The sequence below is a fragment of the Rhodococcus sp. GB-02 genome (genome assembly GCF_053470465.1).
Map to the genome: position 1 here is coordinate 2,559,981 of NZ_JBPUKE010000001.1, position 23,228 is coordinate 2,583,208.

Here is a 23,228-nt window from a genome sequence, read left to right on the forward strand (position 1 = left end):
CTACTCTGCTTCGGCGGCGAGAGCTCCGAGGTGGGTTCCGGTCAGGCGATACGTGGTCCACTCGGTTTTCGCGTCGGCGCCGAGTGACTCGTAGAACTTGATCGAGGGGGTGTTCCAGTTGAGCACCGACCAGGACAGCCGCGTGTAGTCGTTGTCGGTGCATTCCTTGGCGAGTGCGGCCAGAAGAGCCTTTCCGTGCCCTGATCCGCGCTGGCTGGGCTTGACGTACAGATCTTCGAGGTAGATGCCGTGCGCGCCGTCCCAGGTCGAGAAATTGCGAAACCACAGCGCCATGCCGACGACGTCGTCGGCTGAATTCACAGCTACGTGTGCGAAGGCCGTCGCGGCCGGCCCGAACAGAGCCTCGCCGATCTGTTCCGCCTTCACGGTGCACTCGTCGAGGGCCTTCTGATAGTCCGCCAACTCGTAGATCATGTCGGTGATCGGCTGGACGTCTGCGGGCGTGGCGCGTCGAATCATGGAGAGAATCTTAAGCCTCGACGAACCTAGGCCTCGACGAACTTAGGTCTCGACGAGCGGCGGCACGTTGTGATGAACGAGATGGGTGGCGCCGTGCTCGTAGCCGAGCACCGTGTATGCACCCGGGAACAACGCGAAACGCTTTCCTTCCGTCACCGGGAGCTCCAGCCAGCGGGCGATGAGTGCGCGCGAGAAGTGTCCGTGCCCGATCAAGATCACGTCCCGCTCGGGTAGTTGTGAACGCACCATCGACAGCACCATGTCGGTGCGGGCATGGATCTGATCTGACTGCTCGCCGCCGGGGCACGGGTGTGTCCAGACGGTCCAATCGGGCACTGTTGCGCGGATCTCGGGCGTCGTGAGGCCCTCGTAGTCGCCGTAGTCCCATTCGGAGAGCGCATCCCAGGTTCGCTCCTCCGGCAGCCCGGCGAGATCACCCGTCAACTGAGCGCGCAAGCGAGGACTGGTGAGAATCATGGGATTGCGGAGGTCGAGAGTCCGCAGGCGGTTTCCGGTCGCGGTGGCCTGCATCTCGCCGAGCGGAGTCAGCGGAACCTCGGTCCGTCCCGTGTGTTTCCCGGTGCGCGCCCACTCGGTTTCACCGTGGCGCATGAGTACGACGCGAGCGTTGAGGGGGATAGCCGAGGGGGCGGACTGGGAAGCCATGTGGACCATCATTGCAGGCTGCCTCGCGTGTGTAGCTCGCCTCCTGGCGCGAAGTGCGCAAGGATCTACGTGTGACGACGGTTCTCGCAGTGGCGAATCAAAAGGGCGGCGTGGCTAAAACCACCACGGTCGCCTCCCTCGGTGCGGCTTTGTCCGCGCTCGGACAGCGAGTCCTGGTGGTGGATCTCGACCCGCAGGGCTGCCTGACGTTCTCGCTCGGACACAATCCGGATCGCCTCGAGCGTTCGGTCAACGAGGTCCTGGCGGGTGATCTCGACGCGGTTGACGCCGTGCTGAAGACGGAAGACGGCATGGACCTCCTGCCGGCAACCATCGATCTCGCGGGCGCCGAAGCGCTGCTCCTGATGCGACCCGGTCGAGAGTTCGCGCTCAAGCGGGCGCTGTCTCCGCTCCTGGGTAGTTACGACGTCATCATCATCGACTGCCCGCCGTCGTTGGGAGTGCTCACACTCAACGGTTTGACTGCGGCGCAGTCGGTTCTGGTCCCGCTGCAATGCGAGACCCTCGCGCACCGCGGCGTCGGCCAGCTGCTGCGTACGGTTCGTGAAGTCCAGGCCATCACCAACCCGGATCTTGTTCTGCTCGGCGCACTTCCGACTCTGTACGACGCTCGGACCACTCACAGTCGCGACGTGCTCGCCGACGTCAGTGATCGCTACTCCCTGGCCGTTCTGGCGCCGCCGATCCCACGCACCGTCAAGTTCGCGGAGGCCTCTGCTTCGGGCGCGACGGTCCTAGCGGGACGAAAGAACAAGGGCGCGGACGCCTATCGTGAACTCGCCGACAATCTTTTAAAGCATTGGGCTGGAAACGAAGTCGTGACTTTCGCGCCGGAGCTGACGCTCTGACCGCAGCGAGAAATTCTAGCGCAGCGAGAACACGGTGTCGCCGCGCTGTTCCAGAATCGTCTCGCCCGCACCGGCGAGCACGATCGGTGTGGCCGTCTCACCGCGGTCGACTGCAATCATGCGCTGAACGGTTCCGTCCGAAGGGCTGACGGCTGCAATGCCGCCCGGAACGGGGATGAGCATCTGACCGGCGACCATGCTTCCGGGCCCGGACGTTCCGTTGACGATCCACGTCGGAGCGAGATCGCTCAGGCGGAGGTTGACGGTCTGCGAGCCGGTCCACCACGTGATCGACGCTTTGTCGGCGTGGGTGCGGGCGCCTTCGGTCACCGCTCCCTCGATCGGATAGTCGACGATCGGATTGCCGGTTCCGTCGAAAATGCTTATGCGAGAAACGGTTCCGTTGGCTGCGGGGAGATAGACCGCGGTCTTTTCGCCGGCCACGGCAAGCAGGCGTGCGCCCTCGGAGTCGAGGAGAATCGCGGATCCGTACTCTTCGGGTTCCTGGGCGTCCTTGGGTGCGGGATTCATCACCGTCAACCTGTTGGAGGCTTCACCGGGGCAGCGTTCGAGTACGGAGACTCGGTTGGCGCTCGACGCAGCATCGAGCAGCGTGCATCCGGTGCGGGGCTGCTTGTTCGGGTTGACCTTCGCGTCGACCCGGCCGTACTCGAGGGTTCGGACGAGGTCCGAACGCCACAGTTCCATTCGCTCACTGCCGCGCGAAATCAGGTAGGTGCCGTCCGCTGAAAGGCTGACCGCGGAATCGGCGTCGCTGTTGCGTTGGTCCTTGCGGGCACCGGTGTCGGCGACCAGCGACGTGACCTGTGAGCACCCACGATTGTCTTGGTAGACACTGACGAGGCGATCCCACGAACCGATCGCGCCGCACAGAGGGATGTTGCGCGCGTACCGCCACACTTCTTCGCCCGTAGCCGGATCGCGGCCGATCACTTCGGAACCGTCGGCGGTGACAACGGCATTTCCGACGGTGATGGGCGCCGTCGAGGCGGCGCTGGGGGATTCCCACGTCTGCTTCAGGATGTCGGGCAACAACACCGACGTCGACAGAGGTGGGAGTGACGTGTCAGCGGTGACCGAGGTGGTTCCGTGCGCATCACTGCGCAACCACACCACGGTCACCGCTACGACTACGGCCAGCGCGAGAGCCAGCGCACCGATCAGATCTGAGCGAGTACGCCTTTCAGGAGCCAGCACATCGGCAGCTTACTCTGCGGCGCCTGCCGTCGCGGTAGCCGCGGGGCGACGACGCCGACGTCGGCGCGGCTTGGCTGCTCCGTCGTCGTCCGTGTTCTCGGCACCGGTTGCGGCGGGTGCCGAAGGGGGAGCGGTGGTCGCGGTAGCGGTGGTGGACGTCGCGGCGTCGGCCGAAGCGCCGGCGCGGGTGCGTCGACGGGTCCGGTTGCGGCGGGGAGCGGCCTTCTCTTCGCTGCCGTCCGAGTCGGTCGTCTTCGGCGCGTCTGCCTTGTCCGTTGCTGCCTTCTCGGGCGCAGTCTTCGCCTTGCGAACAGTGCCCTTGGCATCGGCCGGAATCGACAGCTCTTCGTAGAGGTGCGGCGAGCTCGAGTACGTCTCGACCGGGTCGGGGATTCCAAGGCTCAGGGCCTTGTCGATGAGCTGCCAGCGAGGGATGTCGTCCCAGTCGACCAGTGTGACCGCGATGCCGGTGCGCCCTGCACGGCCGGTACGACCGATGCGGTGGACGTAGGTCTTCTCGTCCTCGGGGCACTGGTAGTTGATGACGTGGGTGACGTCGTCGATGTCGATACCGCGGGCGGCGACGTCGGTGGCGACCAGAACGTCGACCTTTCCGTTACGGAAGCCTTTCAGTGCCTTTTCACGGGCGATCTGTCCAAGGTCGCCGTGGACGGCACCGACGGAGAAGCCGCGCTCGGCAAGATCGTCGGCAACCTTCTGGGCGGTGCGCTTGGTACGGGTGAAGATCATCGTCGCGCCGCGGCCTTCGGCCTGCAGAACGCGGGCGACCATCTCGGCCTTGTCGAGCGCGTGTGCACGGTAGATGTGCTGGCTCGTGCGGTCGTGCACTGCGGAGGATTCGGCCTCTTCGGCGCGGATGTGCGTCGGCTGTGTCAGGAAGGTGCGCGCCAGGGTGATGATCGGGCCGGGCATCGTCGCGGAGAAGAGCATCGTCTGACGCTTGTCAGGGACCATGCCCATGAGGCGTTCGATGTCGGGAAGGAAGCCGAGGTCGAGCATTTCGTCGGCCTCGTCGAGGACGAGGACGCCGACCTTGCCCAGGATCAGATGCGACTGGTTTGCGAGGTCGAGCAGGCGGCCCGGGGTGCCGACGACAACGTCGACGCCCTTCTGGAGTGCCGAGATCTGCGCCTCGTACGGCCGGCCGCCGTAGATGGGCAGAACCTGAAGACCACGATCGCCGACGCGGAGGTACTTGCTGGCGTTCTCGAGGTCGCGGGCGACCTGGATGCACAGTTCGCGGGTGGGAACGATGATCAAGGCGCGGGGCGTGCCGTCGAGAACAGCCGTGCCGTTCTCGGCGGTGACGATGCGATGCAGAAGCGGGACGCCGAAACCGAAGGTCTTGCCCATTCCGGTTCGTGCCTGACCGATGAGGTCGTCACCGGCGAGAGCCAACGGAAGGGTGAGTTCCTGGATGGCGAAGGTGCGCTCGATGCCGATCTCGTTCAGTGCGCGGACGATTTCGTCGCGGACACCGAGCTCGGCAAAGGTCGGGGGTACATGCGTGTCGTCGAGCTGGACGGAAACGGTGTTCTCGGTTGCTTCGTCTTCGTGGTCGACAGTGATCTTGCTCAGGGGACTAGCCTTTCCTCGTGGCGGTACGCACGCACAAGGTAAGGGGCCAGGCCGTAAGTCGGCCGATGTCGATGCCCTCTTTTTCTTCGGCCATGCCTACGCCTCAGCACTGAATTCCACTCGGACGAATTCGAACTGTCCGGAGATCTCGGCGAAGCGGGCAACAACCGTCGATGCAGGTGCGCGCACATTATCGGTGGGGTCCGCGTGAGCACAGTCGTGTCGGCTGATCTAAAGCAGCCGTCCCAGCGAACCATAAGAGCCGGGGGAACTGGCGAACTCCCAAGACCATTGTAGCTGCACGTTGTCCGCCCCTCGCGATGACATGTCGAAGATCACCGAATCAGACATGCGGTCCTTGGCGGTCGCGTCGGCCGTCGAAGCACTACAGTTCGTAGTTATGGGCGCACACGATCTTGATGCTTCGACGGCCGCTGGAACCGGAGGCCGAGTCGCTTCCGATCACCCTGGCGTGATCGATTTGTTTGCCGTTCTCGCGTATGGCGAGATTTCGGCGTTCTACCGTTTGGCGGAAGACGCACAAATGGCACCGGACCTGCGAGGCAAGGTGGCGTTCGCCAGCATGGCCGCCGCCGAGATGGACCACTTCGAGACTCTGGAAACAGCCCTCACGGAACGTGGCCACGAGATCTTTGCCGTCATGGACCCGTTCGTTCGCGCTCTCGACAATTATCACGCGTCGACCACGCCGTCGACGTGGCTGGAATCGCTCGTGAAGGCGTATGTCGGAGACGGAATCGCTGCCGATTTCTACCGCGAGATCGGGCACTCCCTCCCGGCGGATGTGGCCGAGATCGTGGAGGACGTGCTCTCTCAAACGGGCCACTCGGAGTTCGTGGTGCTCGAGGTGAAGGCTGCAGTGGAGGCCAGTACCCGCGCCAAGGACCGGTTGATGCTGTGGGGACGCCGACTCCTCGGTGAGGCGATCACACAGGCACAGTTCGTGTTGGCGCAGCGTGAGGACCTCACTGATCTGGTGATCTCGGCCTCCGGTGACCTCAACGGAGTTGTTGCGTTGTTCGACGGTATGCAGGCCAAGCATGCCGAGCGGATGGCGATTCTCGGGCTCGTCTAGGTGTCGTGTTCGCTCTGGGCACAGCGTGCGGAGGAGCGTGCGCGGTCTCTGCTGCATTAGCCTTGCGTCGACAACGGATGTAATTCACGAACAGTTCGGAGGTTGACCGTGGAGGTCAAGATCGGTGTAATCGACAGCCCGCGTGAGCTCATCGTCAACAGCGAACAGACCCCTGACGAGGTCGAGACACAGGTCGCGGCTGTCCTCGGTGGCCGTGAGCCGGTTCTGGCACTCGTCGACGACAAGGGCCGCAAGTTCCTGGTGCAGGCTGCTCGTGTGGCGTACGTGGAGATCGGCCCGTCCGATATCCGCAAGGTCGGGTTCGCGCCTACCGTCTGAGGCGTAGCTGTAACAGCAGAATGGGCGGGCAGTCGTTACGACTGCCCGCCCATTCTCGTTCTGGCGTGGTTACTTGGTTTCGGCCTGCAGCGGCACGTGAGAGAGGCCGCCCCACGCCAGTGCCACCGTGATCTCGACGGCTTCTTCCTTGGGAATAGGCCGTGCAGCTTCGAGCCAGTACCGCGCGGTGAACTGGCTGGCGCCGACAAGCCCGACGGCAAGGATGCGTGCACGATACGGATCGAGTCCGGAATCCTGGCTGACCAGGTCGAACACGGCGTCGACGCAGGCTTCGGTGGCTTGTTCGACGCGCGTCTGCACCTGGGGTTCGCCCATGATGTCGGACTCGAACACCAAGCGAAAGCCCTGCGAGTCGTTGTCGACGAAGTCGAAGAACGCCTGGACTGCGGCGCGGACACGCTGTTTGTTGTCCGTCGTCGATCGCAGAGCTTGGCGAACTCCCGAGATGAGACTGTCGACGTAGCTCTGGAGAACCGCTACGTACAGCTCGAGCTTGCCTGGGAAATGTTGGTACAAGACTGGTTTGCTGACACCGGCGCATTCGGCGATCTCGTCCATACCGGCCGAGTGGTACCCGTTCGCGACGAAGACCTCGCTTGCAGCTGCGAGGAGCTGGAGGCGGCGCGCATCGCGGGGGAGGCGGGTGCTGCGACGTGTTCCGGCAGGCTTGCCGGCCGTTGTACCGCGATCGGAGTCTGTCCGATCCGCGAGTTCTGTCATGTCGCTTCCAATCTGAGCAAAAGTAAAATTCGGTCGGCGCGCGGATCCGCGAGTCGCGTGTGCGTACCCGCCAGTATCCTCCGTCACACCGGTCGTAGCCGAATGAACGATACCGTGTGTCGCCCGGGCGAGTCGCGTGTGCCTCGGTGAGCGAGACCGGCGGTCTTTCTCGTTACACGACGGGTCGCCATGACACGCCAGGACCAGCAGGTTTCGGTCAGCCTGGGCGAGCGACTTGCCGTGTGTGAGATTCTGGACGACGTGACTGACCCAGGGGGACCGCGCATGCGTGGACGAACTACGCAGAACCCTGATCGTGAGGAACTTCGAATGCGTAGCGGAACTGGAGCACCCCGCGACGAACGTCGGCCGGAGGTGCCGGACGATCGTGCCTACGGCGAACGCGACTATCGAGGTATTTCCTCCCATCAGCCTTTGCGTGCCCAATGGGATCCGACCAAACGAGAAGTGGGCCGAACGCCGCGCAATCCGCGGCCGGACCGGGCAGCGCGAAAGCAGAGCAAGCTCGGGCGCTTCGTCTCGACGTACGGCTGGCGGGCCTACGCGATCCCGGTGCTCGTGGTGCTCACCATCCTCGTGATCGTCGATGCAGTACGTCCGGACACCACCGAGTCCGCGAGTAAGACGTCGGCCACCGCCGACCTCGCGCACAGCACCGACGGAACCGACGTCATCGGCGCACCACCGGCCGGAGACGGAACTTTTGCGTCGTCGATACCGTCCGGTGCACTTCCCGACGGTGGTCCGTTCACCGTCGCCGGCGGCGGTACGTGGCATGTCGTACCGGGTACGACGGGCAAGGTGGGACAGGGAACCGAACGCGAGTTCACGTACACGGTCGAGATCGAGGACGGCGTCGACACCACCGGCTTCGGAGGTGACGAATCGTACGGACGCATGGTCGATCAGACACTGGCCAATCCGAAGAGTTGGACCAACGATCCCAAGGTCGCGTTCCGGCGCGTCGACACGGGCGAGCCGGACTTCCGCATCTCCCTGACCTCACAGATGACTATCCGCGAAGGCTGCGGCTACGAGATCGAACTCGAAGGATCCTGCTACAACCCGAGCATGGACCGAGTCCTGCTCAACGAACCGCGGTGGGTTCGAGGCGCCATTTCGTTCCAGGGTGACATCGGCTCGTATCGGCAGTATCAGATCAATCACGAGGTCGGCCATGCCATCGGTTACGCCGCTCATCAGCCGTGCGAGACCGAGGGCGGACTCGCACCGATCATGATGCAGCAGACCTTCGGAACCGCGAACAACGACATCGCTAGGCTTGACCCCGAGGGCGTCGTTCCGATGAACGGACTCACGTGCCGCTTCAATCCGTGGCCGTACCCCCGAGCGTGACCGGATCAAGAACCCCTGATCTCGTCTTGAACTAGGAGTGTTTCGCGGTGTCTGCAACACCCGTCGTATTGCCACCACTGGTGGAGCCGGCAGCCGAGTTGAGCCGGGAGGAAGTTGCCCGATACAGCAGGCACCTGATCATTCCGAACGTCGGCATGACCGGTCAGAAGCGGCTCAAGAATGCGCGAGTTCTCTTCATCGGCGCCGGTGGATTGGGTTCGCCCGCACTGCTCTATCTCGCGGCTGCAGGAGTGGGCACGATCGGAGTCGTCGAGTTCGACGAGGTCGACATGTCGAACCTGCAGCGTCAGGTGATTCACGGACGCTCCGACGTCGGACGCCCGAAGGCGGTCAGCGCGAAAGAGTCGATTCTCGAGATCAACGAACACGTCGACGTCCGGTTGCACGAGTTTCGCCTGGACAATTCCAACGCGGTCGAGTTGTTCTCCGAATACGACCTGATCCTCGACGGCACGGACAACTTCGCGACGCGGTACCTCGTCAACGATGCCGCCGTGATCGCCGGAAAGCCGTATGTGTGGGGCTCGATCTACCGCTTCGAAGGGCAGGTCTCGGTCTTCTGGGAAGACGCCCCGGACGGCGCGGGACTGAACTATCGCGACCTCTACCCCGAGGCGCCGCCGCCGGGCATGGTCCCCTCGTGTGCCGAGGGCGGTGTTCTCGGAGTCCTGCCGGCGACAATCGGTTCGATCATGGCGACCGAGGCGGTCAAGCTCATCACCGGAATCGGTGAACCTCTTCTCGGACGCCTGATGATCTACGACGCACTTGCGATGACGTTCCGGACGATCCGCCTTCAGCGTGATCCGACCAGAGTTCCGGTCACCGCCTTGATCGACTACGACGCGTTCTGCGGTGTCGTGTCCGAAGAGGCGAGCGCTGCCGCTGCCGGCTCGACGATCACGGCGCCGGAACTGGAGGCCATGATCGGCGAGGGTCGATCGATCGAATTGGTCGACGTACGAGAACCGGTCGAATGGGACATCATGCATCTGCCGGGGGCGGTGCTGATCCCGAAGGACCGCATCCTGTCCGGTGAAGCCCTGGCGACCTTGCCGCAGAACAAGCAGATAGTCCTGTACTGCAAGACCGGAATTCGTTCGGCCGAGGCACTGGCCTTTCTCAAGAACGCGGGCTTCGCCGACGCAGTTCACGTTCAAGGCGGCGCGATCGCCTGGGCGAACCAAGTGGATGCGAGTCTGCCGGTCTACTAGGCGCGCCTCGCGGGAGGCAGCGGTGCACACCGGTAGCGTTGTGGTGTGAGCACAGGCCAACCTCCCCAGCACGTGTGCTCCACCTTTGGCCTACGTGAAGTCGACCCCATCCCACTCGGTGCGGATTGGGACGGCGGTTGGCTGTGTGGAGACGTCGTCCTTTCAGCAGTTGCGGATCATGCCCGCGCAGCGTGGTCGGCGAAGGTGCGAGAGAACCTCGAAGTCGACGGTGTTCGACTGGCTCGGCCGGTGCGTTCGACCGACGGTCGGTACGTCGTTTCGGGCTGGCGCGCCGACACATTCATCGTCGGATCGCCGGAACCGCGTCACGACGAAGTGGTCTCGATGTCCTGCCGACTGCATGCGGCGACGGCCTCGCTCGAGCGCCCGCGCTTCCTTGCGCAACCGCCGGTGCCGCCGTGGGCCGAGGTCGACGTATTCGTCGCGGCTGATCGCGCGGCGTGGGAGACGGTTCCGCTGAGGATCGCGAAGGGCGTCGAGCAGCTCGAGACGCCTACGCCGGACGGCCGCAAGAGTTTGGAACTGATTGCCGGGCTCGCGACTTTGCGTAAGCCGGTACAGAGTCCCGACCAGCTCGTGCACGGCGATTTGTTCGGGACAGTGCTGTTCTCGGGCAGTATGGCGCCCGGAATCACCGACATCACGCCGTATTGGCGTCCGGCAGCGTGGGCGGCCGCCGTCGCGGTGGTCGACGCGATCTCGTGGGGCGGTGCCGACGAGGCGCTGGTCGGCCGTTGGGAAGACCTACCCGAGTGGCCGCAGATGCTTCTACGTGCGGTGATGTTCCGCTTGGCCGTTCATGTTCTTCATCCTCGCTCGACGGCGGACGCGTTTCCGGGACTGGCCCGCACGTCCGACATCGTGCGCTTGCTGCTCTAGAGCGCCGCACCTGCACCGAAGTCCGAGACCAGGCCCTCGAACAATTCGCGTGCGGCGTTCGAGGCGGCCACCGTGTCCCCGTCGACGACAGCCTCGACGAGCTTCGCGTGCTGCGAGTGAAATCCCTCACCGGTCGCATCGATGTGCTGTTGAATCGTGGTTTCGATGACCGGGAGCAGGGAGTCGTAGAACTCCAGGTAGACCTCGTTGTGGCTGGCCGCGACGATCGCCCGGTGCAGGGCGACGTCCGCAGTGGTGGCGCCGTCGATGTCCTGGCCCTCCCACGACGCAGTGCGGAGTGCGAGTAACCGCGTCAGTTCGGCGATGTCGTCGTCGGTTCGGCGTGCGGCGGCGAGAGTGGCCGCGGTGATGTCGAGCGCGCGCCTGAGTTCGAGCACATCCCGCTGGTGGGCGCCGGCAAAGTAGTTGCCCAAAGTGCCACCGAGGTCGGAGAGGGCAACGACGTAGGTGCCCGATCCCTGACGACGTTCCAGCATTCCGGCGTGAACGAGCGCCTGGACTGCCTCGCGCACCGTGTTGCGTCCGGTGCCGGTCAGCTCCGACAGTTCCGGTTCGGTGGGGATCTTGGAGCCGATCGGCCAGGTGCCGCTCCGGATTTCGTTGCGGAGTTGTTCGGTGACCTGCGAGATGAGGCTTGCGCGTCGAACGGGTTGCACGTGGTGTTTCCTCGGGTCCGGGTTGTGGCTCTGGGTAGTGGTGTGAATGTGACGTTAGAGTACCGCGCTTGTGCGAGTTCGTCCGGTCATCCTATGATTTGCCGGTGACTGCTCAACTGGAGAGAACCGAAACCCGCTCGTTGGTACAAGGCCGTGTGCTCGTCTTCGCCGCTATTGCGATGTCTGCGCTCGTACTTCGACTTGCGGTGACCTCGTTCTCGCCGTTGGCGGCAGAGATTCGCGACGAGATCGGCTTCTCCGCCTCGATCGTCGGCGTCTTCGGCATGGTTCCGACCGCTATGTTCGCGATATTCGGGCTCATCACCCCGGCCATCGCGAAACGTATCGGACTCGAACGTACGGCCCTTATCGCGATGCTGATGGCGGGCGTCGGAATGCTGTTGCGCGCCATGATGTCTCAGACGTGGTCGTTGCTGGCTCTGTCGGCTCTGGCGCTGGCCGGCATGGGAATCGGCAATGTCGTGATTCCGCCGTTGGTCAAGCGGTACTTCTCCGATCGCCTCGCCACCATGAGTTCGGTCTACATCGTGGCCGTGCAGATCGGCACCATCGTTCCGGCGTTCGTCGCCGTTCCGGTCGCCGATGCCTTCGGGTGGAGGTTCTCGATCGGCTGGTGGTCGGCCTTCGGCTTCGCCGCCGCAGTGCCGTGGTTGATCACCCTCGCTCGCTCACGCAAGGCTCGTGCGAACGAAGCCGGGTCCGTCGAGAATGCATCGGAATCTGTTGCGGCAGCGACGGAACAGCCGCGCGGTCAGGTCTGGCGTTCGCCCGTGGCCTGGGGGATGGCCGGCATGTTCGGCATGACTTCGCTGATCACCTATTCGATGTTCACGTGGATTCCCTCGATCCTTCGTGATGCCGGCGCCAGCGACGCATTCGGCGGAACCATGGTCGGTATGTTCTCGGTGATCGGGCTCGTCGCAGCTTTCGGGGCACCGACGCTGTGCGCCCGCATGGCCAATCCGTTCCCCGTCGTGATCGCGTGTGCCGTCTGTTACCTCGTCGGAATGGGCGGACTCTACTTCGCCCCGATGGCGGCACCGATCGTGTGGGTTGTCGTTCTGGGCCTCGGCCCGAGTACGTTCCCGATGTCACTCACACTGATCAATCTGCGCACACGTTCGCACATCGGCTCCTCCGCCCTGTCCGGTTTCACCCAGGGCATCGGCTACTCCGTTGCCTGCCTCGGTCCGCTCCTGTTCGGCGTTTTCCATGACGTGTCCGGTGGATACGCTGCGCCGTTCGGCTTGCTCGTCGTCGCGGTGATCGTGGTGCTTCTGGGTGCCTACCAGGCATGTAAGCCTCGGATGCTCGAGGATTCCTGGCACGCACCCGCGAAGAACTAGCTCACACCCGGCCTTGTTACCGGGTGAGGATCAATTGACTTAGCGGTCATCGCGCGCAGCACCGGCGCAATAACAGTTTTCTACCTTTGGGTCTCCAACATATTCAGGAGGCCCTGGTGAGTCATTACATCGAGCATTGGGATGCAGAGGACGTCGACGCCTGGGAATCCGGCGGCAAGGACATCGCGAAGCGAAACCTGATCTGGTCAGTGGTGGCCGAACACGTCGGCTTCTCGATCTGGTCGATCTGGTCCGTGATGGTGTTGTTCATGCCGACGGATATCTACGGCATCGACGCGGCCGGAAAGTTCTTCCTCGTCGCAGTGCCCACACTCGTCGGGTCGGTCCTCCGCATTCCGTACACGGTTGCCACCGCACGCTTCGGCGGTCGCAACTGGACGGTCATGAGTGCGCTGTTCCTTTTCATACCAACACTTCTCACGCTCTACCTGATGATGAATCCGGGCGCGTCCTACACCACGTTCATGTTGGTGGCGGCCACAGCAGGTATCGGCGGCGGCAACTTCGCGTCGTCGATGACCAACATCAATGCCTTCTACCCGCAGCGCCTCAAGGGGTGGGCGCTCGGGCTCAACGCAGGCGGCGGCAACATCGGTGTACCGATGATCCAGCTGATCGGCCTTCTGGTGATCGCAACCGTGGGCAACCGAGCTCCGTGGATCGTCTGCGCTGTTTATCTGGTGTTCATTGCGGCCGCTGCCGTCGGCGCTGCGCTGTTCATGGACAACCTGGGCAACCAGAAGTCGGACCTGCGATCGATGGCCAAGGCGCTGAAGTTCTCCGAGTCCTGGGTGATCAGCTTCCTGTACATCGGTACGTTCGGTTCCTTCATCGGATTCAGCTTCGCCTTCGGTCAGGTTCTGCAGATCAACTTCCTCGCCGGCGGTGCCACTCCGGCAGCGGCTGCACTGCACGCGGCACAGATCGCCTTCATCGGACCGCTCCTCGGCTCGATCGCTCGCCCCCTCGGCGGCAAGCTGGCCGACCGCATCGGTGGCGGCAAGATCACGATGTGGACGTTTGTCGCCATGGCATTCGCGGCATCGATCCTCGTGACGGCCGGAACGATGGACGACAACACCGCGGGCGTCGCGAGTGCTGGAATCATGGTGACATTCGTTCTCGGGTTCATCGCCCTGTTCCTGCTCTCCGGCATCGGAAACGGATCCGTCTACAAGATGATCCCGGCAATCTTCGAAGCGAAAGCTCAGAGCTTCGATCACATGGATCGCAGCGAGAAGGCAACGTGGTCGCGCAGCATTTCCGGCGCGCTCATCGGATTTGCCGGTGCGGTAGGCGGTTTGGGCGGCGTCGGCATCAACCTGGTCCTGCGCGCGTCGTACAGCAGCCCCGCGAAGTCGGCGACCATGGCCTTCTGGGTGTTCCTGGCCTTCTACATCGCCTGCATCGCAGTCACCTGGTTCGTCTTCCTGCGCAAGCCGTCGACGCTGACCACAGACGTCGACGAGGCGAAGGTCGCCCTCACGGTATGACGGCCGCTCCGCAGAATCTCAGAACTCTCTCGTACCTCAGGAAGTAGGCGTCATGAGCAAGTCGGTTGTTGTCATCGGACACGGAATGGTCGGACACCGATTCGTCGAGGCACTGCGTTCGCGCGACGAAGCGAACAACTGGTCGGTGACCGTGCTCTGCGACGAGCAGTACGCAGCGTACGACCGAGTCGGGCTGTCCTCGTACGTCGGAGCGTGGGACCCCAAGGAATTGGCACTGGCCGGCAACGACTACGTCGGCGACAGCCTGGTCGATCTCCGGGTGGGGGAGGGCGCGCTCTCGATCGACAAAGACGCCCGCACGGTCACGACAACCGCCGGCAACACGATCTCCTACGACGCTCTGGTGATGGCGACCGGCTCGTATCCGTTCGTACCTCCCGTACCGGGGCACGACGGTGACGGATGTTTTGTCTACCGCACTCTCGACGACCTCGACGGTATCCGGGCTGCCGCCGACAAGGCGGGCCCTGGTGCTGTCGGCGTCGTGGTGGGTGGCGGTCTTCTCGGACTCGAGGCGGCAAATGCGCTCTCGCTCATGGGAATGACGGCACACGTTGTCGAACACAATGCGCGACTGATGCCGATGCAGGTCGACGAGGGTGGCGGCGCGCTGCTCGCCCGGCTCGTCACCGAGTTGGGGCTCACCGTCCACACCGGTGTCGGCACAGCAGGAATCTCTCAGGCCGACAACGGAATTGTGGTCGAGCTGTCCGACGGTTCCACCATCGACGCGTCGTTGCTCGTCTTCTCCGCAGGAGTCCGGCCGCGCGATCAGCTGGCTCGCGACGCCGGCATCGCGGTGGGTGAGCGCGGCGGTATCCTGACCGACCTCGGCTGCGTGACGTCGGATGAGAACGTCTATGCAGTCGGCGAATGTGCTGCGGTGGAGGGTCGTTGCTACGGACTGGTTGCTCCCGGTTACACGACGGCCGAGATCGTGGCCGACCGCCTGCTCGGCGGTGCGGCGGATTTCCCGGGCGCCGACATGTCCACGAAGCTCAAGCTCATGGGTGTCGACGTCGCCAGCTTCGGTGACGCGATGGCAACCTCGCCGGGCGCTCTCGAAGTTGTCCTCAGTGACGCATCCAAAGGGACGTACGCGAAGCTCGTCGTCTCCGACGACGCGAAGATTCTGCTCGGCGGCATTCTGGTCGGTGACGCGTCAGCCTATGCGTCGCTGCGCCCGCTGGTCGGTCGCGAATTGCCCGGCGACCCGGCGGCATTGATCTCGCCTGCGGGGGAGAAGCCGGGTGCGGGATCGCTGCCCGACGACGCCGAGGTGTGCTCGTGCAACGCGGTGACCAAGGGTGCCATCTGCGGCGCTATCGCAGCCGGTGCTTGCGACATCGCTTCGGTGAAAGCATGTACCAGCGCCGGAACCACTTGTGGTGGTTGCCTTCCCACTGTCAAGCAGCTGCTGGCCGATTCCGGCGTCGTGATGTCGAAGGCGTTGTGTGAGCACTTCGCACAGTCACGCGCTGAGCTGTTCCAGATCGTGCAGTCGACACAGACCAGAACCTTCTCGGCTCTGATCGCCAAGTACGGCAAGGGAGCCGGCTGCGATATCTGCAAGCCGGTTGTCGCCTCGATTCTGGCGTCGACGGATTCCGATCACATCCTGCACCGGCAGCAGGCGTCGCTGCAGGACACGAACGATCACTTTCTCGCGAACATCCAGAAGAACGGTACGTACTCGGTGGTCCCGCGGATGCCCGGCGGCGAGGTCACGGGCGAACAGCTCATCGTCATCGGCGAGGTGGCGCGCGACTTCGGCCTGTACACGAAGGTGACCGGCGGTCAGCGCATTGACTTGTTCGGCGCCCGCGTCGAACAGTTGCCGGCAATCTGGAAGCGTCTCGTCGACGCTGGGATGGAATCGGGCCAGGCATACGGCAAATCTCTTCGTACCGTCAAGAGTTGTGTCGGTTCGAGTTGGTGCCGCTACGGCGTCCAGGACTCGGTGGGCATGGCCGTCGATCTCGAGAACCGCTACCGCGGCCTGCGTTCGCCGCACAAGATCAAGTTCGGCGTTTCGGGTTGTGCCCGTGAATGTGCCGAAGCGCGTGGCAAGGACGTCGGCGTCATCGCGACGGAGAACGGTTGGAATCTGTACGTGGGCGGCAACGGCGGGCAGTCACCCAAACACGCTCAGCTGCTTGCCGGAGGCCTCGACGACGCGACCTTGGTCAAGTACATCGACCGCTACCTCATGTTCTACATCCGCACTGCCGATCGCCTGCAGCGCACTGCGCCGTGGGTCGAATCACTCGAAGGCGGACTCGACCACCTCAAGGCCGTGATTTGTGAAGACAGCCTGGGAATCGGCGAAGAACTCGAGGCTCTGATGGCCAAGCACGTCGAGGGTTACCAGGACGAATGGGCTGGTGTTCTGGGCGATCCGGAGAAGTTGTCGAGGTTCGTCTCGTTTGTCAACGCACCGGAAGAAGCCGACCCGACGGTTGTGTTCGACGAGACCGGAGTGCGCAAGGTTCCAGTCCTGATGGGTATGCCGAGCATCCCTACGCGCCGGTAATAGTCGCGTAACCCGTGGGAAACACGGGGTCCGTAGAAACGTAGACAAGAACCCGCGCGACGTTGTCGCCGGATCGACAGGAGGACTTCGATGAGTGTCATCGATGCGCAGATCGCCAAGCTGGATTCGGATCGACTCGAATGGACGTCGGCCTGCCCGCTGAGCCATCTGATCCCTGGACGGGGGGTCGCCGTGCTTCTACGCGGCGGCGAGCAGGTGGCACTGTTCCTGCTCGAGGACGGCACGCTGAGAGCCGTCAGCAACTTCGATCCGTACGGACGCGCTGCGGTGATGTCGCGCGGACTCGTCGGCGACCGTGACGGTGAACCGATCGTGGTCTCGCCGCTGCTCAAGCAGGCGTTCTCGCTGGTCGACGGCCGAGCGCTGGACGACTCCTCGGTCGCGCTGCCGGTATACGGGGTGCGCGTCTGGGCCGGCGTGGTTCAGGTACACAGCCTACAAATGCAGGGCGTTCGCTCGACTGTCCCCGATGCAGTCTCGTGAGTGACGACATGCCGTTGGCTGGATTCACTGTAGGTATCACCGCTTCGCGCCGCGCCGAGGAATTCGCGACATTGCTGACTCGTCGGGGAGCCGATGTCGTTCACGCTCCGGCGATCCGAATCATTCCACTCGCCGACGACCGCGAACTCGAAAGGGTGACACAGCAGATCATCTCGGATCCCCCCGAGGTGGTTGTCGCGACTACCGGGATCGGATTCCGGGGTTGGCTGGAAGCAGCCGACGGGTGGGGTGAGGCCGAAAATCTCGGATCCGCGTTGGGCTCGGCTCGTCTGCTTGCGCGCGGCCCCAAAGCCAAAGGCGCAATCCGCGCAGCCGACCTGCGTGAAGAATGGTCGCCGGCGTCCGAGTCGTCCGCCGAAGTGCTCGAACATCTTCTTGCAGAAGGTGTCTCGGGCAAGAGAATCGCAGTGCAACTGCACGGTGCAACCACTGAATGGGAACCGATTCCCGATTTCTGTCAGGTGCTGCGCGAGGCCGGCGCCGAGGTCATCGCGGTGCCGGTCTACCGATGGGAACCTCCGGAGGATCCGACGCTGCTCGATCGGATGATCGACGCCATCGCTTCAGCCGGAATCGACGCCGTCAGCTTCACCAGTGCGCCGGCCGTAGCCTCGATGTTGATGCGGGCCGACAAGACCGGGGACCTCGGCGACATGCTCGACGCGATGCGGGGCCCGGTAGCGGCGATGTGTGTCGGCCCGGTGACGTCGGCGCCGCTCGACGCATTGAACGTGCCGACCACGGCTCCGGCGCGAGCGCGTCTCGGGGCGCTCGCGCGTCATATCGTCGACGAACTCCCGCAGCGAGCCAACAAGATTCAAGCCGGTGAACATGAAATCAGTATCCGTGGAGGATGCGTCGTCGTAGACGGTGAAGTGAAGCAGTTGCCGCCGGCGGCAATGTCATTGATCCGCACGCTCGGGGCCAGTCCCGGCCGAGTCGTCTCTCGCGACGAGCTCCTCGCTTCACTTCCCGGTGGCGGCGGCGACACCCACGCCGTCGAGACCGCCGTCGCCCGATTACGCGCGTGCCTCGGCGCCCCCAAAGCCGTTCAGACCGTGGTCAAACGAGGCTACCGACTTGCCCTCGACCCCGGCGACTACATACAGAATTCAGGTGACTATGCAACGCGATGACGACGTACTCGTACTGGTAGCTCACGGCACGCGTAGTGCACGCGGCGTGGAAATGGTTGCCGCACTTGCCGAAGCCGTCGGCAAACGCGTCGGGCGTACTCGCGTTGCCTTCGTCGATGTGCTCGGTCCGTCTCCTTCGGAAGTTCTCCGGGACACTCCGGGCCGAGCGATTCTTGTGCCCGCTTTCCTGGCGTCGGGCTATCACGTCCACACCGACGTTCGACGCGAAGTTGCGATCAGTGAGCACGCGGCCGTGACCGTGACGCCTGCTCTCGGACCCGATCCGGCCCTGGCGAGGGTACTGCTTGGACGATTGGCCGAGGCGGGGTGGAACCCGGGTGACTCGATAGTGCTTGCTGCTGCCGGGTCCTCCGATGCCCGCGCGCTACGAGACGTCGAGCGTGCTGCGCTGACGCTCGCCGAAGTGGCGGGACATCGCGTGGATGTCGGGTACATCGCGACCGGAGAGCCGAAGGTAGCCGATGTTGTTGCAGCAGCACGCGTTCGCGGCGCGAAGCGAGTTTTTGTCGCCTCGTACCTTCTCGCACACGGACTTTTTCACGAAAGGTTGCACGCTGCGGGAGCCGACGGTGTCACCGAACCGCTCGGTGTCGACCAAGGAGTGGTGGACCTTGTCGTGAATCGGTATGAGAGTGCGCGAGGGGAACTAGTATCGCTGCATGACGTCTCACTCCGTAACTCCGACGTATGCCGACCTGGCCGCAGCGGTTCGTGAATCCGACGTCAAGGCACAGGCTCTCATCGGTGAACTGACCGAAGAGCAGGCACGCGAGCCGTCGGGGCTACCCGGCTGGAGTCGGGGGCACGTCGTGACACACATGTCGCGCAATGCCGACGCGCTGGGCAGATTTGTTGCCGGAGTGCAGGGCGGCGAATCGGGGGAGATGTATCCAGGGGGACCGGACGCACGCAATGCTGCAATCGAGGAAGGCGCAGATCGCCCGGCGGAGTTGTTGGCACTCGACTATCGCTTCTCGGGGACGAGACTGGTCGACGCATTGGCTGACCTCCCGACAGATCGGCTGGACACGCCGGTTCCGTGGCGCAAACCTGTCACTGCATTCGATCTACCGATCCTGCGCTGGAACGAGATCGAGATTCACTTGCTCGACCTCGACATCGGTTACACCTGCCACGATTGGCCGGCCGCGTTCGTGGAATTCACGCTCGCCAGTCAGTTGGGCGCACTCGAGACGGCTGTTCCGGGTGTACGAGTGCCGTCACTGTCCGACGCGGAGACCCTGGCCTGGTTGGTCGGGAGGCCGACGAGAATCGGGCTGCCTACGCTCCCTGCCTGGCCGTTTTGACGATTAGAACAGGGTGGGGGCGCTGACGTCGTTGCGCGCTTGGGCCAGTCGCGCACTCCACCGCTTCACCAACCACATCTCGACGATCTCGGGTTGGGTGCCGGCGGCATAGGCCCAACTGTCGAGCAGTTCGCAGTACCGGCGGTAGCGGCGCGTGGTGAACCCGGTGACGGAAGGATCCTCGAGCCAGCCCTCGTGGATGAGCGTCGAGACGCCGTACTGGTCGATCATCTGAGCGCGTCGGCCTTCGTCCTGTACGCCCACCGCCCACATGAATGCGGCTATCAGCGATACCCCGACGCCGGGGGTGAGTGGCCAACCCGACCAGGTGTCGCGCCGAACGACGGGCATGGACTTGTGTTTCGAACAGTGATCGAGAATGGCTGTGATCTGGGTGAGCGGATCCTCGTCTTCGCGGTGATGCGGGTTGAAGACGTTGGGGAACCGCCGCGTGAACCGTCTGCTCTCGTGCGAGCCCTGCCAGGCTGCGCAGAGGAACAGCAGTCCGAGACCGTCGTGCTGGGCGACGACGAGGTCGCTCGACGGGCGAAGGTCGTTGCGTTGAACGATGGCTCGGCCTTCGGTGATCACTTTGCCGTCCAGATCGCGCCCGCGCAGGCTGATCGTGTGGCCGGCATCCTTCAGGTGTGCGTTCCACCAGTCCAGGTCGACGGTCGCTTCGTCGTCGAGGACGTGCAGTGGAAAGGTGCGAGAGCGGCACCACTCGACCAATGCGTCCGGCGGTTCGAATCCTTCGTCGACACGATTCATTGCGCGATGATCCCACGAGTCGCCGACAGAAACCCGGTCGACCTGATCGAACCGGACACTCGCGGTACGCTCCGCTCATGAAATTGGCGTCCTCGCGGGTGCGGCCGGTGCTGTGGATTGCGGCCCTCGTCCTGACGGCCTCGAGTCTGAGCGGATGCATCGGTGCCGTCGACCGGATGGATTTCGAAGATCAGATGCGTGAACGTGGCGGTGGGATGACGTCGGATCTGGTGCGGAACGGGTTCGACAGCCTCGCAGAGCGATACGGCGTCGACGCGGTGTCGGTGACCAGCGTCGACATCAGTCCGATCGAGACGCTCGGGGTTACTGTTCGAGACCCGGGGAAGCCGTCGCAGCTCGACCGGTTCTCTTTCGACGGCGTCATTCTCGGCGAGCCGAGCCCCGTGCAAGTGAGCGTCACCGAAGATCTTGATGCACGATCGTTCACGTTGGATCAGGTTCCGGCATTGGCGAACGTCGAGAAGTTGGTCGACGACGCGCTTGCGAGCAGCGGCATCGACGAAGGTGAAGTCACCGGGATCTCGGTCAGTCGCACCGAGGCGATACACGCCTCCGTGATGGTGGAATCCTCACGCTCTCAGGTGCTGGTGGTCTTCGACCCTGACGGAACTCCCTTTCTGGTGCAGCCGCTGTGAGCCGCCGTATCGTTCCGTTGGTCATCTCGGTAGTGATGATCGTGGTCGTGGGAATCTTTGCCGCACTGTTGTCTTCGGTGATCTGGCCCGGGCAGGTAGCCCAGTTGGCGCCGATCTTCTGTGATGATCCGACATCGAGCGCGATGGTCGTCTCGGACACCTTTACCGACGGCGACGGTACGTCCACCAATTTCACCCTGTATTGCGTCGGGTCGCGCGGTCAGACCGTCGATGCCGGGTGGCTGCTTCCGTTCGTGGTGCTGTGGGGCGTGTATTCGCTGGTGCTCGCGATAGTTGTCGGCGTGATCGGGATGGCGGAGGTCGGCCGACGTAAGCGCCGGGACAGTCTCGGGGTCAGCCATGCCGCGGCGGCGTCGTCCTACCGGGAGTTCTGACTGCGAGTGCTGTCCCGATCAGTCTGGGAGGACGATCAATTCGGCGACGGCGCCGTTCTGTGCGTGTGCCGGCACGAGTGCAAACGCCGAGCGTCCGATCAACCCTGCAAGGTGCGCGGTACGCACGGACGGATCGGCTCGCCAGTAACCGTCGGGGGATTGTGTGACCGGAAGTAGGCGTACCGCATCGGAACTCACTGCAGCAGCGTTCTCGATGATGCCGAGCAGCGGCCGCGGCGTCTCGCGCCCGGTCAGGGCGGCCACGACGGTAGGCAGCATGGTCAGCAGGGTGGTCACTGCGGCGTAGGGGTTGCCGGGGAGGCCGAGAACCACCCGACCGCTGGGCAGGACCGCCGTTATCTGAGATCCGCCCGGGCGCGAGGCAACCCGGCCGACGATCGTGCGAGCGCCGAGTCGATCGAGTGCACTGCGCATTTCGTCGGCTGCGCCGCCACCCGTCGCACCGATGACAACAAGCAGGTCCTGTTCGGTCGCATCCGCAAGCACGCGCTCGAAACTGTCCGCCGTGTCGCGCAGGTGCGAATTCGACTCGCACCGTACACCGTTGCGTTCGAGTAGGTAGGGAAGAATTCCGCCGACGGAGTCGCGAGTCTGACCTTCCCGCAGTGGGCCGGTCCGCCGGATCTCGTCGCCGGTGACTATCAGGCGTGCCCGGACAGGACCACGGACGAGGGCGTTGAAGACTTCTCCGCTGGCAGCCGCCGAGATTACCGACGGGGTCACCGCGGTGCCAGTCGGGGCAATCGTGAATCCGGTGGTCCAGTCTTCCCCTCGTGGGCGAGCGTCGTTGCGATACGGCGCATCCGGCAGTCGTCGCAGTATCCGAGTCTGCTCGTCGAGGGAAAGGTACTCGTCCCGAATCGCCGAGGTGGCACCGGTGGGCAGGTGTGCTCCCGTGGCAATGCGAATCGCTTCGCCTTCGCCGAGTTCGAGTTGCCCGTCGGCGCCCGCGATGCGGATCTCGGTACGCACCCGCCACGGACCCTCGCCGGAGACGGCGTACCCGTCCATTGCCGAGACATCGGATCGAGGAAGATCACCCAGGGCGACGAGAGGCTGCGCGAGGGTCGCTCCGAGACTGTCGGCGAGTTCGGTCCGGTGCGGGGACAGCGGTGTCAAGGCGTTCGTGATGGCGATGCGGGCTTGATCGATCGTCAGGCGAGGATGGCTTCGGGCGCGATCGATGTCCGCCGGTGTGTCGCAGTCGGTGGTACCAGCCACACGCAGGGTCGAGAACGGTTCGGTGACAATTGCTTTCATCGGTTGGTTCTCGAGTCCTGAGCTATCGCGCAAAGTGGCGAGGCGCTTTCGGAGTTCACGAACAGTCCACGCGGAGAACAGGAATTGGCTTCGGTTGTTCTCGTCCACTGCGCACGTCACCGGATTGTCCGTCGACGTCGCAACGATCAACGCGTCGACCGATTCGGCCTCGATGTGCGGTAGGTCGGATGCCAGCACGACCACCAGGGCGTCTTCAGGTAACTCGGATGACAACCCGGTCGCGGACAACCCCGCCCAGATCGCCGCAACGGGGCCGGCGCCGATCGGAGATTCCTGGGTCTGGGTGATGCGCGCATCCAGTTCGGGTCGATGCGGACCGACAACGACGACGGCGTCCAGATGCGCCGTCGCTGAAAGCGCGATGTCGAGGAGCCTGCGGCCGTGAACGAGCAGGCCAGGCTTGTCGACACCACCCATGCGGGTCCCGCGACCACCCGCCAGAATGACGGCGGCGGTCGGCGGCGTAATGGTCATACCTCCATG

General features: G+C 63.9%; 23 protein-coding genes. 15 read left to right on the forward strand and 8 right to left on the reverse strand.

The window, feature by feature from the left end; all coding sequences use genetic code 11:
- A complete protein-coding gene (locus ACSW29_RS12120; RefSeq protein ID WP_003940724.1) occupies nucleotides 1–480 on the reverse strand; it encodes a GNAT family N-acetyltransferase in 480 nt (159 codons plus the stop codon).
- A 42-nt stretch (nucleotides 481–522) separates the two neighbouring features.
- Complete coding sequence (locus tag ACSW29_RS12125) at nucleotides 523–1,146, reverse strand: acid phosphatase (protein ID WP_317825461.1); 624 nt, start codon at nucleotides 1,144–1,146, stop codon at nucleotides 523–525.
- A 71-nt stretch (nucleotides 1,147–1,217) separates the two neighbouring features.
- Here ACSW29_RS12125 and ACSW29_RS12130 point away from each other — a divergent pair, with 71 nt between their 5' ends.
- Nucleotides 1,218–2,015: a ParA family protein gene (locus tag ACSW29_RS12130; RefSeq protein WP_317825462.1), complete on the forward strand. Its 798-nt coding sequence runs from the start codon at nucleotides 1,218–1,220 to the stop codon at nucleotides 2,013–2,015.
- 15 nt (nucleotides 2,016–2,030) lie between these two features.
- Here the strand turns inward: ACSW29_RS12130 and ACSW29_RS12135 are convergent, their stop codons facing one another.
- Together ACSW29_RS12135 and ACSW29_RS12140 are read right to left on the reverse strand one after the other, a co-directional pair.
- Complete coding sequence (locus ACSW29_RS12135; protein ID WP_448277311.1) at nucleotides 2,031–3,233, reverse strand: Rv3212 family protein; 1,203 nt, start codon at nucleotides 3,231–3,233, stop codon at nucleotides 2,031–2,033.
- A gap of 9 nt (nucleotides 3,234–3,242) precedes the next feature.
- Entirely contained in the window at nucleotides 3,243–4,832 is a 1,590-nt protein-coding gene (locus ACSW29_RS12140) for a DEAD/DEAH box helicase (protein ID WP_448277435.1), read from the reverse strand.
- Between the two features lie 400 nt (nucleotides 4,833–5,232).
- Here ACSW29_RS12140 and ACSW29_RS12145 point away from each other — a divergent pair, with 400 nt between their 5' ends.
- Together ACSW29_RS12145 and ACSW29_RS12150 are read left to right on the forward strand one after the other, a co-directional pair.
- The gene (locus ACSW29_RS12145) at nucleotides 5,233–5,928 is read left to right on the forward strand and encodes a ferritin-like fold-containing protein (protein WP_317825550.1); all 696 of its coding nucleotides are present in this window, start codon (nucleotides 5,233–5,235) and stop codon (nucleotides 5,926–5,928) included.
- Nucleotides 5,929–6,036: 108 nt separating this feature from the next.
- A complete protein-coding gene (locus ACSW29_RS12150; protein WP_230812632.1) occupies nucleotides 6,037–6,267 on the forward strand; it encodes a DUF3107 domain-containing protein in 231 nt (76 codons plus the stop codon).
- 69 nt (nucleotides 6,268–6,336) lie between these two features.
- On the opposite strand, the gene ACSW29_RS12155 is transcribed toward ACSW29_RS12150, so the two are convergent.
- Complete coding sequence (locus ACSW29_RS12155) at nucleotides 6,337–7,008, reverse strand: TetR/AcrR family transcriptional regulator (RefSeq protein WP_230812633.1); 672 nt, start codon at nucleotides 7,006–7,008, stop codon at nucleotides 6,337–6,339.
- A gap of 330 nt (nucleotides 7,009–7,338) precedes the next feature.
- Between ACSW29_RS12155 and ACSW29_RS12160 the strand changes: the two genes are divergently transcribed.
- From ACSW29_RS12160 to ACSW29_RS12170, 3 genes are read left to right on the forward strand one after another with little or no spacing between them, the layout of a single operon-like run.
- Nucleotides 7,339–8,385, forward strand: a complete 1,047-nt coding sequence (locus ACSW29_RS12160; protein WP_448277436.1) for a DUF3152 domain-containing protein — start codon at nucleotides 7,339–7,341, stop codon at nucleotides 8,383–8,385.
- A 47-nt stretch (nucleotides 8,386–8,432) separates the two neighbouring features.
- Nucleotides 8,433–9,620: an adenylyltransferase/sulfurtransferase MoeZ gene (moeZ, locus tag ACSW29_RS12165; RefSeq protein WP_448277312.1), complete on the forward strand. Its 1,188-nt coding sequence runs from the start codon at nucleotides 8,433–8,435 to the stop codon at nucleotides 9,618–9,620.
- Between the two features lie 45 nt (nucleotides 9,621–9,665).
- A complete protein-coding gene (locus ACSW29_RS12170; protein ID WP_007731227.1) occupies nucleotides 9,666–10,520 on the forward strand; it encodes a TIGR02569 family protein in 855 nt (284 codons plus the stop codon).
- Here the strand turns inward: ACSW29_RS12170 and ACSW29_RS12175 are convergent.
- Complete coding sequence (locus ACSW29_RS12175; protein WP_448277313.1) at nucleotides 10,517–11,197, reverse strand: FadR/GntR family transcriptional regulator; 681 nt, start codon at nucleotides 11,195–11,197, stop codon at nucleotides 10,517–10,519. The genes ACSW29_RS12170 and ACSW29_RS12175 overlap by 4 nt on opposite strands.
- A 104-nt stretch (nucleotides 11,198–11,301) precedes the next feature.
- Here ACSW29_RS12175 and ACSW29_RS12180 point away from each other — a divergent pair, with 104 nt between their 5' ends.
- The 7 genes from ACSW29_RS12180 (at nucleotide 11,302) to ACSW29_RS12210 (ending at nucleotide 19,621) form a co-directional block, all read left to right on the forward strand.
- Nucleotides 11,302–12,564 (forward strand): CynX/NimT family MFS transporter, encoded by a 1,263-nt coding sequence (locus ACSW29_RS12180; RefSeq protein ID WP_448277314.1) that lies wholly within the window; start codon nucleotides 11,302–11,304, stop codon nucleotides 12,562–12,564.
- Between the two features lie 113 nt (nucleotides 12,565–12,677).
- Nucleotides 12,678–14,078: an MFS transporter gene (locus ACSW29_RS12185; protein ID WP_448277437.1), complete on the forward strand. Its 1,401-nt coding sequence runs from the start codon at nucleotides 12,678–12,680 to the stop codon at nucleotides 14,076–14,078.
- Nucleotides 14,079–14,130: 52 nt separating this feature from the next.
- Entirely contained in the window at nucleotides 14,131–16,632 is a 2,502-nt protein-coding gene (gene nirB / locus ACSW29_RS12190) for a nitrite reductase large subunit NirB (RefSeq protein ID WP_230812641.1), read from the forward strand.
- A gap of 90 nt (nucleotides 16,633–16,722) precedes the next feature.
- Nucleotides 16,723–17,136 (forward strand): nitrite reductase small subunit NirD, encoded by a 414-nt coding sequence (gene nirD / locus ACSW29_RS12195; RefSeq protein ID WP_230812643.1) that lies wholly within the window; start codon nucleotides 16,723–16,725, stop codon nucleotides 17,134–17,136.
- Complete coding sequence (locus ACSW29_RS12200) at nucleotides 17,133–18,293, forward strand: uroporphyrinogen-III synthase (RefSeq protein ID WP_347872091.1); 1,161 nt, start codon at nucleotides 17,133–17,135, stop codon at nucleotides 18,291–18,293. The genes nirD and ACSW29_RS12200 overlap by 4 nt, the downstream gene beginning before the upstream one ends.
- The gene (locus ACSW29_RS12205) at nucleotides 18,280–19,029 is read left to right on the forward strand and encodes a sirohydrochlorin chelatase (protein ID WP_347872230.1); all 750 of its coding nucleotides are present in this window, start codon (nucleotides 18,280–18,282) and stop codon (nucleotides 19,027–19,029) included. The genes ACSW29_RS12200 and ACSW29_RS12205 overlap by 14 nt, the downstream gene beginning before the upstream one ends.
- The gene (locus ACSW29_RS12210) at nucleotides 18,974–19,621 is read left to right on the forward strand and encodes a maleylpyruvate isomerase family mycothiol-dependent enzyme (protein ID WP_448277315.1); all 648 of its coding nucleotides are present in this window, start codon (nucleotides 18,974–18,976) and stop codon (nucleotides 19,619–19,621) included. Before ACSW29_RS12205 ends, ACSW29_RS12210 begins: the two co-directional genes overlap by 56 nt.
- A gap of 3 nt (nucleotides 19,622–19,624) precedes the next feature.
- Here the strand turns inward: ACSW29_RS12210 and ACSW29_RS12215 are convergent, their stop codons facing one another.
- A complete protein-coding gene (locus ACSW29_RS12215; RefSeq protein WP_448277316.1) occupies nucleotides 19,625–20,392 on the reverse strand; it encodes an 8-oxoguanine DNA glycosylase OGG fold protein in 768 nt (255 codons plus the stop codon).
- 77 nt (nucleotides 20,393–20,469) lie between these two features.
- Here ACSW29_RS12215 and ACSW29_RS12220 point away from each other — a divergent pair, with 77 nt between their 5' ends.
- Complete coding sequence (locus tag ACSW29_RS12220) at nucleotides 20,470–21,048, forward strand: hypothetical protein (protein WP_347872093.1); 579 nt, start codon at nucleotides 20,470–20,472, stop codon at nucleotides 21,046–21,048.
- Nucleotides 21,045–21,443, forward strand: coding sequence for a hypothetical protein (locus tag ACSW29_RS12225; RefSeq protein ID WP_317825471.1), 399 nt, complete (start codon nucleotides 21,045–21,047; stop codon nucleotides 21,441–21,443). The genes ACSW29_RS12220 and ACSW29_RS12225 overlap by 4 nt, the downstream gene beginning before the upstream one ends.
- 18 nt (nucleotides 21,444–21,461) lie before the next feature.
- Here the strand turns inward: ACSW29_RS12225 and ACSW29_RS12230 are convergent, their stop codons facing one another.
- Nucleotides 21,462–23,219: an NTP transferase domain-containing protein gene (locus ACSW29_RS12230; RefSeq protein WP_448277317.1), complete on the reverse strand. Its 1,758-nt coding sequence runs from the start codon at nucleotides 23,217–23,219 to the stop codon at nucleotides 21,462–21,464.
- Between the last annotated feature and the right edge of the window lie 9 nt (nucleotides 23,220–23,228).

What these genes read in the sequence shown, in the direction of transcription:
- ACSW29_RS12160 (WP_448277436.1), top strand. Translation starts at nt 7,339, where the DNA reads ATGCGTAGCGGAACTGGAGCACCCCGCGACGAACGTCGGCCGGAGGTG.
- ACSW29_RS12230 (WP_448277317.1), bottom strand. Translation starts at nt 23,219, where the DNA reads ATGACCATTACGCCGCCGACCGCCGCCGTCATTCTGGCGGGTGGTCGC.
- ACSW29_RS12215 (WP_448277316.1), bottom strand. Translation starts at nt 20,392, where the DNA reads ATGAATCGTGTCGACGAAGGATTCGAACCGCCGGACGCATTGGTCGAG.
- ACSW29_RS12205 (WP_347872230.1), top strand. Translation starts at nt 18,280, where the DNA reads ATGCAACGCGATGACGACGTACTCGTACTGGTAGCTCACGGCACGCGT.
- nirD (WP_230812643.1), top strand. Translation starts at nt 16,723, where the DNA reads ATGAGTGTCATCGATGCGCAGATCGCCAAGCTGGATTCGGATCGACTC.
- nirB (WP_230812641.1), top strand. Translation starts at nt 14,131, where the DNA reads ATGAGCAAGTCGGTTGTTGTCATCGGACACGGAATGGTCGGACACCGA.
- ACSW29_RS12155 (WP_230812633.1), bottom strand. Translation starts at nt 7,008, where the DNA reads ATGACAGAACTCGCGGATCGGACAGACTCCGATCGCGGTACAACGGCC.
- ACSW29_RS12220 (WP_347872093.1), top strand. Translation starts at nt 20,470, where the DNA reads ATGAAATTGGCGTCCTCGCGGGTGCGGCCGGTGCTGTGGATTGCGGCC.
- ACSW29_RS12210 (WP_448277315.1), top strand. Translation starts at nt 18,974, where the DNA reads ATGACGTCTCACTCCGTAACTCCGACGTATGCCGACCTGGCCGCAGCG.
- ACSW29_RS12145 (WP_317825550.1), top strand. Translation starts at nt 5,233, where the DNA reads ATGGGCGCACACGATCTTGATGCTTCGACGGCCGCTGGAACCGGAGGC.
- ACSW29_RS12125 (WP_317825461.1), bottom strand. Translation starts at nt 1,146, where the DNA reads ATGGCTTCCCAGTCCGCCCCCTCGGCTATCCCCCTCAACGCTCGCGTC.
- ACSW29_RS12120 (WP_003940724.1), bottom strand. Translation starts at nt 480, where the DNA reads ATGATTCGACGCGCCACGCCCGCAGACGTCCAGCCGATCACCGACATG.